The organism is Rhodoferax sp. (assembly GCF_025354435.1).
Lineage (GTDB): Bacteria > Pseudomonadota > Gammaproteobacteria > Burkholderiales > Burkholderiaceae_C > Rhodoferax_B.
The window spans coordinates 1-12,235 of record NZ_JANXMU010000027.1 but is presented as its reverse complement, the minus strand read 5'-3'; the positions used below and the strand labels follow the sequence as shown (position 1 = coordinate 12,235).

Annotated in this window: 9 protein-coding genes; 3 read left to right on the top strand and 6 right to left on the bottom strand. The window is 64.2% G+C overall.

Going from position 1 to position 12,235, the window contains the following annotated elements:
- Position 1 precedes the first annotated feature (1 nt).
- The 3 genes from Q0T48_RS06680 to Q0T48_RS06670 all read left to right on the top strand — a co-directional run bounded on the left by Q0T48_RS06680 (position 2) and on the right by Q0T48_RS06670 (position 7,087).
- Entirely contained in the window at positions 2–1,945 is a 1,944-nt protein-coding gene (locus tag Q0T48_RS06680; RefSeq protein WP_295954143.1) for an alkaline phosphatase PhoX, read from the top strand.
- A gap of 70 nt (positions 1,946–2,015) precedes the next feature.
- Positions 2,016–3,401 carry a class II fumarate hydratase gene (gene fumC, locus Q0T48_RS06675; RefSeq protein ID WP_295954141.1) on the top strand — a complete coding sequence of 462 codons (1,386 nt, stop codon included), beginning with the start codon at positions 2,016–2,018 and terminating at the stop codon, positions 3,399–3,401.
- Positions 3,402–3,577: 176 nt separating this feature from the next.
- Positions 3,578–7,087, top strand: coding sequence for a metallophosphoesterase (locus Q0T48_RS06670; protein ID WP_295954138.1), 3,510 nt, complete (start codon positions 3,578–3,580; stop codon positions 7,085–7,087).
- A gap of 42 nt (positions 7,088–7,129) precedes the next feature.
- Here Q0T48_RS06670 and Q0T48_RS06665 read toward each other — a convergent pair whose 3' ends face one another.
- The 6 genes from Q0T48_RS06665 to Q0T48_RS06640 all read right to left on the bottom strand — a co-directional run bounded on the left by Q0T48_RS06665 (position 7,130) and on the right by Q0T48_RS06640 (position 12,119).
- Positions 7,130–7,780: a TetR/AcrR family transcriptional regulator gene (locus tag Q0T48_RS06665; protein WP_295954135.1), complete on the bottom strand. Its 651-nt coding sequence runs from the start codon at positions 7,778–7,780 to the stop codon at positions 7,130–7,132.
- Positions 7,781–7,819: 39 nt separating this feature from the next.
- Positions 7,820–8,659 (bottom strand): alpha/beta hydrolase, encoded by an 840-nt coding sequence (locus Q0T48_RS06660; RefSeq protein ID WP_295954128.1) that lies wholly within the window; start codon positions 8,657–8,659, stop codon positions 7,820–7,822.
- Between the two features lie 85 nt (positions 8,660–8,744).
- A complete protein-coding gene (locus Q0T48_RS06655; RefSeq protein WP_295954124.1) occupies positions 8,745–9,638 on the bottom strand; it encodes a sugar phosphate isomerase/epimerase family protein in 894 nt (297 codons plus the stop codon).
- The gene (locus tag Q0T48_RS06650) at positions 9,635–10,597 is read right to left on the bottom strand and encodes a VOC family protein (RefSeq protein WP_295954121.1); all 963 of its coding nucleotides are present in this window, start codon (positions 10,595–10,597) and stop codon (positions 9,635–9,637) included. The genes Q0T48_RS06655 and Q0T48_RS06650 overlap by 4 nt, the downstream gene beginning before the upstream one ends.
- 14 nt (positions 10,598–10,611) lie before the next feature.
- A complete protein-coding gene (locus Q0T48_RS06645; protein ID WP_295954118.1) occupies positions 10,612–11,358 on the bottom strand; it encodes an ABC transporter ATP-binding protein in 747 nt (248 codons plus the stop codon).
- A 2-nt stretch (positions 11,359–11,360) separates the two neighbouring features.
- On the bottom strand, positions 11,361–12,119 hold the full coding sequence (locus Q0T48_RS06640) for an ABC transporter ATP-binding protein (protein ID WP_295954115.1): 759 nt from the start codon (positions 12,117–12,119) through the stop codon (positions 11,361–11,363).
- Positions 12,120–12,235 lie beyond the last annotated feature (116 nt).

The following is a 12,235-nucleotide window of genomic DNA, read 5'->3' as shown; positions in this document are numbered from 1 at the left end:
CATGTCTGAAGCCACCCTTGCCTCGCGCCGCAGCGCCCTGAAATTTTTGGCCACTGCGCCCATGCTGCCCCTGGGCGCGTTTGCCACCACCTCGCTGCTGTCCGGCTGTGCCACCACCGTGCCGTCCAGCGCCGGTTTTGTGTCGGCCAGCTTCACCGGCATGGCCGCGCCCACCCTGGCCAATCCGGCGGCCATGGCCACCGTGGCCGTGGGCTCGACCCTGAACGTGGCCTACAGCGACAACAGCACCCGCAGCTTCAAGTTGGCCTACCAGCCGTTCTTTAACACCGGCGACATGGTGCCGGACGGCAAGGGCGGCAAGGTGCTGGCCGGTGGCTACGTGGATATCCGCAACCAGCCCATCCTGGACCGCTCGGTACCCGGCAAGGAGCGCCAGTTCTTCTCCGACTGCCCCGATGGCAGCTCGCTGCTGACCCTGTCCAATGCCAATGTGCCCGGCGTGAAGGGCAACACCGTCTTCGCCGTGGTGCAGTTCGAATACACCACCCGCGACCAAAAGGGCACCGATGCCTACGGCACGCTGCCGTCGCCCATCGCCGTGCTGACGCTCGACCAAAACCCCAAAACCGGCCAGCTCAGCCTGGTCAAGTACCACAACGTGGATACCTCCAGCGCCCACGGCCTGTGGATTACCTGCGGGGCCAGCCTGTCGCCCTGGAACACGCATTTGTCCAGCGAAGAGTACGAGCCCAACGCCCCCTTCATCGGCGAGGTGAAGCACTTCAAGGCCTTCAGCAAGAACGTGTTTGGCGACGAAAACAAAGCCAACCCCTACCACTACGGCCACCTGCCCGAAGTGACGGTGCACCCCGACGGCACCGGCTCCATCAAGAAGCATTACTGTCTGGGCCGCATCTCGCACGAGCTGATCCAGGTCATGCCCGACAACCGCACCGCGCTGATGGGCGACGACTTCACCAATGGCGGCCTGTTCATGTTTGTGGCCGACCGCGAAAAAGACCTGTCCGCCGGCACCCTGTACGTGGCCAGCCTGGACACCGGTTTCTCGGTGAACCCGGCAGCGCCCGCCGCCAGCGTTTACTGGGTCAAACTGGGCCACGCCACCAGCGCCGAGATTGAGCACATGGCCAATACCTTGAAGCCCGCCGACATCATGGACGTGCGCAAGGACGACCCCAAAGATGCCAGCTTCACCCAGGTATTTTTGAGCGGCGTGCCCAACTGGATCAAGGTGAAACCCGGCATGGAAAAAGCCGCCGCCTTCCTGGAAACCCACCGCTACGCTGGCCTGGTGGGCGGCACCATGGCCTTCACCAAGATGGAAGGCACCACCGTCAACATCAAAGACAAGGTGGCCTATTCCGCGCTGTCCTACATCCAGGAATCCATGGTCAAGGGCGGCAAAGGCTGGACGGCGGGCAGCGGCATCGCCTTGCCCAAAGCCCTGGTGGCCGGTGCGGTAATCGAGCACAAGCTGATGGGCGGCCAAAAGGACATTGTGGGCGAGGCCATCCGCAGCGACTGGGTGCCCACCGCCACTAAAACCCTGCTGGCCGGGGAAGACATCGCCGCCGATGCCATGGGCAACCTGGCCCATATCGACAAAATCGCCAATCCCGACAACCTGAAGTTCTCGGAAAAGCTGCGCACCCTGTTCATCGGCGAAGACACCAGCCTGCACGTCAACAACTACCTGTGGGCCTACAACGTCGACACCAAGGCCCTGAGCCGCGTGCTGTCTACCCCCGCCGGCGCGGAATCCACTGGTCTGCACGTGGTGGACGAGATCAACGGCTGGACCTACATCATGAGCAACTTCCAGCACGCGGGTGACTGGATTCCGGCCCTGCACGGCAAGGTACAAGCCACGCTGGACCCGCTGGTGCGCGCCAACTACAACGACCGCTTCGGCGCGGCGGTGGGGTATTTGACGGCCGACCCGATGGCGATCAAGCTGGGCTGATGTAGGCCGTTAGAGACGGGGTTGTTGAGAATTGCTATCATTTGAGCACCTCAACCCCGTACTTCGCCTTATGACCACCCGTACCGAACGCGACACCTTTGGCCCCATCGAGGTCCCCGCCGACAAGCTGTGGGGGGCGCAGACGCAGCGCTCGCTGCAAAACTTTGACATCTCCGGCGAGCAGCAGCCGCGCGAAATCATCCGGGCGCTGGCGCTGGTGAAGCGGGCTTCGGCGGTGGTCAACCAGGCGCTGGGCCTGCAGGACTCCGCCAAAACCCAGGCCATCGCCATCGCCGCCGACGAGGTGATCGCGGGCCACCACCCCGGTGAATTTCCCCTGGTGGTGTGGCAAACCGGCTCGGGCACGCAAACCAACATGAACGTCAACGAGGTACTGGCCAACCGCGCCAGCGAGCTGCTGGGCGGCGAGCGCGGGGAAGGGCGCTTGGTGCACCCCAACGACGACGTGAACCGCAGCCAGTCCAGTAACGACGTGTTTCCCACCGCCATGCACGTGGCGGCGGTAGATGCCATCACCCACAAACTGCTGCCCGCCATCGGCAAGCTGCGCGCCACGCTGGCGCAAAAATCGGCAGATTTCGACAGCATCGTGAAGATTGGCCGCACCCATTTGCAGGATGCCACGCCGCTTACCCTGGGCCAGGAATTCTCGGGCTACGTGGCCCAGTTGGACCACGGCGCGCGCCACATCCAGGCAGCCTTGCCCCACCTGTGCGAGCTGGCGCTGGGCGGCACGGCAGTGGGCACCGGGCTGAACGCGCCCAAGGGCTACGCCGAAGCGGCGGCGGCCGAACTGGCCCGGCTGACCGGCTTGCCCTTCGTCACCGCGCCGAACAAGTTCGAGGCCCTGGCGTCGGTGGACGCGCTGGTGCACGCTCACGGCGCGCTCAAAACCCTGGCCGCCAGCCTGATGAAGATCGCCAACGACGTGCGCTGGCTGGCCAGCGGCCCGCGCAGCGGCATTGGCGAGCTCAGCATTCCCGAGAACGAGCCCGGCTCCAGCATCATGCCCGGAAAGGTCAACCCCACGCAGAGCGAAGCCCTGACCATGCTGGCCGCCCAAGTGTTTGGCAATGACGTGGCCATCAACTTCGGCGGCGCGTCGGGTAACTTCGAGCTGAACGTGTTCCGCCCCATGGTGGCGCACAACTTTCTGCAAAGCGTGCGCCTGCTGAGCGACGGCATGGTCAGCTTCAACGACCACTGCGTCGTCGGCATCGAGCCCAACCGCGAGCGCATCACGGCATTGGTCAACAGCTCGTTGATGCTGGTGACCGCACTGAACACCCACATTGGCTACGACAAGGCCGCCTATATCTCCAAAAAAGCCCACAAGGACGGCAGCAGCCTGCGCGAAGCCGCCGTCGCCTCGGGGCACGTGACGGGCGAGCAGTTTGACCAGTGGGTGGTGCCGGGGGATATGGTGGGGCGTTAAAATACATTTGCTATATAAAATATAGCAAATAGCGTAGATGGATATTGCGCTAGAGCCACTTTTCATTAAAATTATGGCAGCCCGGGCTGGTGGTGTAAACGCCCATGCTTTCGGGACTATCCAGCGCCCGGTTGCTGCTCCACAATAGATTCCCCGATTCCTCACAAGGGGGCTGTATGGTGGCGCGCAACAGGCTGCGTATTCTTCATATTTCCGATCTGCATCTGGGCAAAGAGGCCGCGTCTGGCTGGCGCATGCGCCGCGTGATGGGCCGCACGTGGACCGAAAACCTCGTGCAGCTGGCAGCAGACGGGCCGATTGACCTGGTGTGTTTTACCGGGGATCTGGCGCAATCCGGGCAGGTCGGGCAATACGCCGAGGCAACACAATTTGTAGAAGAACTGCTGCGCATCCTGAAAGTGGACCGGGAGCGCTTCTTCTGCGTGCCGGGCAACCACGATGTAGACCGCTCAGTTAACCCACCCGCTTGGAAAAAGCTGCGGGAGCTGGCTTGGCGGGCCGATGGGCAAGAGTTCTCCCGCTGGATTGCCGGAGGCAAGCCTCCCCTGGGTTTTCAAAAAAGCTGGCCCGATGCCGTGCTGCAACGCCAAGATGCCTACCGTGCCTGGTTGGCATCGATGGGGCTGGGCCGTTTTTTGCCCGGTCTGCATCCCCGGCTGGGCTACCGCGTGTCGCTCGACCTGGGGCTGGATGTGCCGCTGCATATCGTCGGCCTGGACAGTGCCTGGCTGGCGGGCGACGACAACGATGCCGGTCGGCTGCGGATCACCGACGAGCAGGTGGGGCGCTTGCTGACAAATGGCGGCAAGCCTTTGCCGGGATGGTGCATGGCCCTGGTGCACCACCCGCTGACCGATCTGGCCGATGGCAGCCTGGTGCAGGGCCTGCTCAGCCACTACGGTGTCAGCCTGCTGCTGCACGGCCACCTGCATGCCCCCAAGCTGGCTCGCTGGAGCAGCCCCGGTGCCCATCTGCAGATTGCCGCTGCGGGCTGCTTGTACGAGCACGACCGCTATCCCAATTGTTTCCAGGTGCTGGACGTACAGCTGCCCGCTGGGCAAGGCATTGCACTGCAGCAACTTTGGGCCCGTACCTGGTCTGCTAATGGGTTTTGGCACAACGACAACGGGTTGTACCCCGGCAGCGTCGATGGCCGGCTGGCCCTGGTTGCGCCCATCCTGCCTGCCGCGCAGTTCATTCCAGGAGAGTTTGTGGGCCGCGCCGACGAGCTGGCCCACATCGGCAAAGCCTTGCTGACCCGCCCTGGCCCGGCCCCGGTGCGCGCGGTCCAGTGCTGCGTGGTGGAGGGCATGGCCGGTGTGGGCAAGACCCGGTTGGCCGAGCATTTTGTGCGGCACCACTGGATGCCCGCCCTGGGAGCGTCTGCTGATGCCGATGCCAATAACTACTACCAACGCCTGCTGCTGGACCCGCTAGCGCCCCCGCCGTCTGCGATGGAACTGGGGCAGCAACTGGCCGACCGCCTGCGCAGCGCAGGGCCGCCCGACACGCTGTGGGCCCGGCTGGGGGCTGCGTTGCAAGCCGGTTCCGGTGGCCATGGCTGCCTGCTGTTGGTTGAAAACGTGGACAGCGCAGCACAGGCCAGCGCCGTGGGCGAGCTGGTCAATTGGCTGCCCGGCTGCCCCATCCTGGTCACCGCGCGGTACACGGGCCTGGGCAGCGGCGCGGGGTGGACCCGCATTCCTTTGGGATCCCTGCGGGACCGTGATGCGTGTGCGCTGCTGATGTCCGAAGTGGAGCCGAGCGGTCATCCACTCACACCTGCCGAGGCGGTTGAGCTGGCGGGCCAGCTCGGCAACCTTCCGCTGGCGTTGCACATTGCGGCCAGCCACCTTAGCCTGGGCTTGGCACCCCAGGCGTTCTGGGACGCGCTGCGGCGCGAGGGCCTGGGGCTGGAGCCGGCGCATCCTGGCGATCCACGGTTGACCACCAACCGGGCCCGGGCCATCCTCCGGTCGTCGTTTGCGCTGTCTTGGCGGCAATGGTGCGCGGGCCGCGGTGCCGATCCGCTCTGGCAACAGGCGCTGGTCGCCCTGGCGCACGGCCCGGCGGCAAAAACCGGGCTCACTTTGTCTGCGGCCATCGCCGGACTTGACGAAGCCGCATACCGGCTTTTTGCGCCTGGCGCTGCCCGACTGAGCCTGTTGCAGTACACGCCCCAGGGCCAGACCAGCCAGCTCCATCCATTGCTGGCCGAGTTTTTGCGCGGGCAACCCGGACCTGATGTGGCCACCGTGCGCGATCGTTTGACGGCCTGGTTCATGCCACGCTTGCCAGAAACCGGTAACGCGGCCCAGGGCCTGGCCTGGAGGCAGCTCTGGGACGAGTCCGAGGCCTTGGCGTACTGGCTGGCTTTGCTGCCACCGGATGCGGCGCTGGCGGCGGAACGCGCCGGTTCGGCATTGGCGGTGGGCCAGGGGCCGTATGGCACGTGGCAAGCGCTGTGCGAGCGCTTGATCCTGCACTTTGCCCTGGAGCCCGACCATTTGAGCGGCTTGTGGTGGACCTTGGGCCAGGTCGCTCTGCGCAGTGGCGACCCGGTGCGGGCGTTGGAGGCCGCAGATGCCAAGGCCGTGCTGGACTTTGCGCGGGGGGATGACCGGGAGTGGGCGTTGGCCCGTGGCACGCGGGCCGATGTGCTGTTCATGCAAGGCGCACTGGACGATGCCCTGGCTATTTGGCAAAACGAGCTGTTGCCGGTGTACCAGAGGCTGGGCGACGAGAGCAGCTGGGCGTTGACGCGGGGCCGGATCGCCGATGTGCTGGAACGCCAAGGTGATCTGGGCGGCGCGTTGAAGATCCGGCGGGACGCGGTCTTGCCGGTCTTTGCGAAGCTGGGCGACCCGCACAACCTGGCCCTGGCATGGGGCCAAATTGCCGATGTGTTGTTTGAACAGGGCGACTGGGTCGAGGTGTTGCGCATCCGGCGCGAAGAAGAATTGCCCATTTACGAGACGCTGGGTGACGTGCATTCGCGGGCGCTGACGCTGGGCCGGATTGCCGATGTGCTGCAGGCGCGTGGTGATCTGGACGAGGCCTTGCGGGTCCGGCGTGAAGAGGAGCTGCCGGTCTATGAAAAGCTGGGTGACGTGCACGCCAAGGCGGGAACCCTGAGCCAGATCGCCGACGTGTTGCAGGCGCGGGGCGATGGCGACGCGGCGCTGAAGATCTGGCGCGAAGACGTGTTACCGGCGTTCGCGCATCTGGGCGATCTGCGTTCGCGGGCCGCCGTACTGGGCAAGGTGGCCGACGTGCTGCTGCAGCGTGGTGATGTCGACGGGGCGCTGCGGATACGGCGTGAAGAGCAACTGCCGGTGTACCAGGCCTTGGGCGATGTGATGGCACGGGCGCAGACCATGGGCCGAATCGCTGAAATACTACAGATCCAAGGGGAACCGGATGCGGCAGTGCGGATGCTGCGTGAAGAGGCCTTGCCGGTGTATGACCAGTTGGGCCAGCGGCACGAGCTGTTGGTGGCGCGGTGGCTGCTGCTAAGAGGACGCATAGCAGACAGAGCCGAGGCCTCGATATTGCTGGTACAGGCTTATGGTGCAGCGCGTGAGCTGCAATTGCCGATGGCGGAGCAGATTGCCGGTTTCTACGAGGATGCGTTTCAGACCCCGTTGCCAGTGGCTGGCGTGTAAGCCAAGCCGTCTTTCGCCTTTGGCCAAATAACGCAGTCGCGGTTACCGCTGCACATACCGCAGCAGCATCTCCACCACGTTCTCGCGCCGCTGGGCCGCGGCTTCGGGGCTGTCCATGTCGCGCTGGAAGATCAGGGTGAAGGTGTGGCTGTTGGACACGTTGAAGAAGCTCAGGGCGCTGATCGACATGTGCAGATCCACCGGGTCCAGGCCGGGGCGGAACACGCCTGCGGCCACGCCGCGCTGGTAGACCGCTTTGACACCGTCGATGGCGGTGGCGTTGAGCTGCTGGATGGTGGTGCTGCGGGCCAGGGAGGCACCGCGCTGGATGTTTTCGTTCATTACCAGGCGCACAAAATCGGGGTTGGCGCGCTCGTAGTCCACGGTGAAGCCGACCAGGGTGCGCAGGGCTTCGATGGGTTCCAGGTCTTCCAGGTGCAGCGCGCTCTCGATGGTGCGGATGCGGCTGTAGGCATCTTCCAGCACCTTCAGGTACAGGCCTTCCTTGCTACCAAAGTAGTAGTAGATCATGCGCTTGCTGGTGCGCGTGGCTTCGGCGATCAGGTCGATGCGGGCCCCGGCAAAGCCTTTTTCCGAGAACTCGCGTGTGGCCACGGTGAGGATGTCGGCCCGGGTGCGCTCAGGGTCGTTGGTACGGGATTCGGATTTGGGGGCGGGGGCTAGCACTTTCATAGCGGGGAGTGTAGGAGATAGCGATCGGTTGTTACCTCGCTAACGACCTAAGGCCGTGTGCAGTGCGGCGTTGAACGCCTCGGCGCGCTCGTACTGCACCCAGTGGCCCGCCTGCTCCACCAGTTGCAGCGACTGGAAGGTGGGCGCGGCCTGCAGCGCGGCGGCCAGCGCGTCCAGCCGCCCTAGGTAGAGTGCGTCCTCGCGCCCATAAATGGCCCACACCGGGCAACGCACCTGCTGCAGGGCCAGGGACAGCACATCGGTGTACGACAGGCGGCGGCCAGGGATGCGGTCGCGCAGCACGTTGGCGATGTGCAGGGCCAGGGTGTCGGCATCCACGCCTGCCGGGTCGAACAGCATCAGCGCCGTGAGGTTGTGGCGGTGCCGGGCTTCGCGGGCCACCGGGTCGGGCAGGTGCCGCCAGGCTTTCAAGGGCACGGTATTGCGCTGCACCATGCCCAGGGCGGGCGCGCCGACCAGCACCAGGCGGGCCACGCGCGCTGGATAGGCCTGGGCCAGAAAGCCGCCGACCATGCCGCCGAACGAAAAGCCCACCAGGTCCACTGGTGTGTCGCCCAGCAGTTGCTGCAAACCTGCCTCCAGCGGCAGGGGCAGGGCGTCGGCATCGCTGCCGTCGGTGGGCAGGTCGGAGTCGCCAAAGCCGGGCAGGTCGGGCACCCACACCTGCCGTCCGGCATCGACCAGGCTCTGGATGTTGCGCAGCCAGTGCGTCCAGCTGCCGCTGCCGCCGTGCAGCAACAGCACCGGCGGCTGGCTGCCGGGTGCCCCCCAAACATGCCATACGGTGTGGCCGTCGCCGCAGGGCGTGGTGTGCTGGGTGGCGCGGGCGCGCAGGTGGGCGATGTCGGTGGTGGGCATGGATGCTATGCAAATAAGAGCTGCTCACGCTAGTGGAATAAGCGTGAGAGCCTTATTTTATGCAAAGAAACGGAGGCCCTTGGGTTCAGCTGCGTTGTTTCAGCCGCATGTCATTCGGCAATGGCGTAGACCGGCGTAGCACGTCTTCGCTGAGCCACAGCGCACTTTTGCGGGCGCGGGCGGCCACCACGGGCAGGGGCAGGTTGACATAGTCGTCGTTGAAGACTTCAAAGCTGTAGTCGCCGCGGTAGCCTAGGCGGTCGAGCTTGAGCACCAGGTCCACCATTTGCTCGCTGTGCACGCCTTCACCGGGGAACACGCGGTAGGTGCGGGCGGTGGTCATGCGCTCTTCGAATGTCTTGGTCTCCTGCCACATGAAGTCGGCCAGTTGCACCAGAAAGATCTTGCTCGGGTCCAGGTAGTCGATCTCGTCCAGCGAGGTCTTGGCGGCCACGATGTGGTAGCCGTCGATGCCCAGGCCCAGGTTGGGGCAGTCGGCGCGGCACACCACGTCCCAGGCGGTGGTGAATTCGTTCACCGTGCGGCCCCACGATAGGCCCTCGTAGGCGATACGGATGCCCAGCGGCACGGCCAGCATGGCCAGCTTGCGCAGGTCGCGGGCGATATGGTCCAGATCCTGGCTGGCGTGCGGCGAGGTGCTGGAGCAGGCCAGCAGCACCTTGCAATCCAGCGCCGCGCACATCTGCAGCATGGCCTTGGCGATGTCGATCTTGTACTCGTGCAGGTGGCCGCTGAGGCCCTCAAAGTCGCGCAGCACCTGGAAGCCGGTGCCGCGCAGGCCGCTGGCCTTGACCTCGGCCACCGCTGCCTCCATGCCGTCCGGGTGGCCAACAATGTCGTTGGCCTTGAGCATCACCTGGGTAAAGCCCGCGTCCACCATGGCCTTGAGCTTGGCCTTCAAAGGCCCGGCCAGGGTGATGGTGTCCATGCCGAAGCCTTGGATGGCGTGGTCTTTCATGCTGTGGCCCCCTCGGGGGGCAGCGAAGACACGGAGTGCGCAGCGTGGGGGCCCGTCTTCTCGCTATGCACGAGCTCGAATACGACAGACCCCAGGTAGGTCTTGGTGATCGCCCCCCGGCTTTCGGTATGGGTTGCCTGCGTTTCCACAAACTCCACGCCGAGTGCGCGCAAGGCCTTCACCGCCTCCAGCACGTCGGGCACGCCCAGGCCGATGCGCTGCAGGCGTTCATCCGCATCGTGCACGTTCAGCTCGGGCTCGATCAGTTGCAGCATGAAGCTGTTGGCGGCTTCCAGCGCCGGGCTGCGCAGCAGGCTGCCCTTGGGCATGATGCCGAAGCGCTCTTCGTCGGGGATCAGGGCCATGCCAAACAAGGCGTTGTAGAACTCGATCCAGTCGTAGCTGCGCTCCGGGCCGATGTACTGCACCACACCAAAGAAGTGCAGCCCGGTTGTGGCTGCGGGCTTTTGGTTAACCGACGGAATGGGGATGAAATCCACGTCGTAGATGGAGAAGTCTTTGTAGCGGTCCACAAAGTAGATGCGGCTGCCGCCCGCGCCGTGGATGGCGGGGATGTTCAGCTCCATCACCTCGGCGTGGGTGGGGACCTCCCAGGCACCGCGCTCGCGCACGTAGTGGTAGGCGGCACGCGCATCGCGCACCCGCAGGGCGATGGCCGAGATGGTGGGCGATTCACTGCCGTGGCCTGCGGCCTGCGCGTCGCTGGGGTGGCCGTTGACCACGATGTTCAAGCCGCCCTGGCGGTACAGCTGGATCTCGCGCGAGCGGTGCCGCGCCACCGGTTTGAAACCCATCATTTCCAGCACCTGGCCCAGCGCCTGCGGCTTGGGCGTGGAGTACTCGATGAACTCGATACCGTCCAGCCCCAGCGGGTTGGAGGCATCGCTGAACGAGGCCTGCAAGGGCTCGCGGCTGGGGTTGGCGAGTAAATCACTCATGGATTAAATGCTCCTTAAATAGTAGCTGCTTGTGCAGGTGCGGCATGCGCTCCACCCAAAAATAGGCGCTCAATATGCGGGTCTGCAAGCAATTCGGATGCCGGTTTTTGCAGCACCAGGCGGCCAGACTCCAGCGCAATCGCTTCGTCGGATATTTTGAGCGCACTTTTCACGTTTTGTTCCACCATCAGCACCGTGGTGCCCTGGTCGGCCAGTTTGCGCAGCAGTTTGAACACATCTCCCACCACCATGGGCGACAGGCCAATGCTGGGCTCGTCAATCAGGATCACCTTGGGGCGCAACAGCAGGGCGCGGCCAATCTCCAGTTGCTTTTGCTCGCCGCCCGACAAGGCTGAAGCCATGCTGTCCATGCGCTGCTTGACGCGCGGGAAGAACTCCAGCACCTCGGGGATGCGCTGGTGCGTCAGTTCCTTGCCGATGGTGATGCCACCCAGCTCCAGGTTTTGCCACACCGTCAGCTGGCCAAACAGGTTGCGGCCCTGCGGCACAAAGGCGATGCCCTGGGCCAGCAGCTCCTTTTGCGTCAGCCCGACCACGCTTTTGCCATACAGCTTGATTTGCCCCGAGCGCGGTTTGAGCAGGCCAAAAAGGGTTTTCAGCACCGTAGACTTGCCCGCGCCGTTGGGGCCGAGCAGCAGGGTGATGGAGCCGGTCTGGGCCTTGAAGCTCAGGTTGTTCAGGATCATGAAGTCCTTGTACCCGGCCACCACGTCATTGAATTCAATACAGGTGTCGCTCATTTTCATGCTCCCAGGTAGGCATCTAAAACCTGTTTGTTGCCACGTATTTCCGCCGGTGTGCCGATGGCCATCACCTTGCCTTCGACCATCACCATGATGCGGTGGCACAGGTCCATTACGAAGTCCATGTTGTGCTCGATGACCACGAAGCTGCTTTTCTTGCCGCTGGCCGGGTTGCGGTTCAGGTCTTTCAGCAGGGTAGAGATGCCGCCGACCAGGCTGGGGTTCACGCCTGCGCAGGGTTCGTCCAGCAGCACCAGGTCGGGCTCGCTCATGAAGGCCATGGCGATATCCACCAGTTTTTGCTGGCCGTAGCTGAGTTCACCGGCCTTTTTGTCGGCCACGTGCTCGATGCGAAAGCGCTTGATGAGCGCATCGGCCTTGGCACCGAGTCCCGAGTCGCTGGGCGCGAACATGCGGCTGAACATCGTGCCCTGGTGCTCCTGGGCGGCGACGATCAGGTTGTCGCGTACGCTCATCTTGCCGAACACCTGCAGGGTCTGGAAGGTGCGGCCAATGCCGCGGCGGTTCAACTCCAGCGGGCCGCACTGGGTCACGTCCTCGCCGTTGAGTTCGATCTTGCCGGTGTCAGGGGTGATCTGGCCTAGCATGCTGTTGAACAGCGTGGTTTTGCCGGAGCCGTTGGGGCCAATCACACCGAAGATTTCGCCGGGCTGGACTTCAAAGCTCACACCGCCCACCGCCTGGATTGCACCGTAAGCCTTCTTCAGGTCGGTGACTTTCAAAAGGGATTGGCTCATGGCTTGGCTCCTGCTGCAGCGCGTGCGGCGCTGGCTTCTTTGGATTGTTTCTTGGCCTTCATACGGTCGGGCAAGCTCAGCAGCCCGTCCGGCAGCCAGACCATCAAGATGACCAC

What these genes read in the sequence shown, in the direction of transcription:
- Q0T48_RS06680 (WP_295954143.1), top strand. Translation starts at nt 2, where the DNA reads ATGTCTGAAGCCACCCTTGCCTCGCGCCGCAGCGCCCTGAAATTTTTG.
- fumC (WP_295954141.1), top strand. Translation starts at nt 2,016, where the DNA reads ATGACCACCCGTACCGAACGCGACACCTTTGGCCCCATCGAGGTCCCC.
- Q0T48_RS06670 (WP_295954138.1), top strand. Translation starts at nt 3,578, where the DNA reads ATGGTGGCGCGCAACAGGCTGCGTATTCTTCATATTTCCGATCTGCAT.
- Q0T48_RS06665 (WP_295954135.1), bottom strand. Translation starts at nt 7,780, where the DNA reads ATGAAAGTGCTAGCCCCCGCCCCCAAATCCGAATCCCGTACCAACGAC.
- Q0T48_RS06660 (WP_295954128.1), bottom strand. Translation starts at nt 8,659, where the DNA reads ATGCCCACCACCGACATCGCCCACCTGCGCGCCCGCGCCACCCAGCAC.
- Q0T48_RS06655 (WP_295954124.1), bottom strand. Translation starts at nt 9,638, where the DNA reads ATGAAAGACCACGCCATCCAAGGCTTCGGCATGGACACCATCACCCTG.
- Q0T48_RS06650 (WP_295954121.1), bottom strand. Translation starts at nt 10,597, where the DNA reads ATGAGTGATTTACTCGCCAACCCCAGCCGCGAGCCCTTGCAGGCCTCG.
- Q0T48_RS06645 (WP_295954118.1), bottom strand. Translation starts at nt 11,358, where the DNA reads ATGAGCGACACCTGTATTGAATTCAATGACGTGGTGGCCGGGTACAAG.
- Q0T48_RS06640 (WP_295954115.1), bottom strand. Translation starts at nt 12,119, where the DNA reads ATGAGCCAATCCCTTTTGAAAGTCACCGACCTGAAGAAGGCTTACGGT.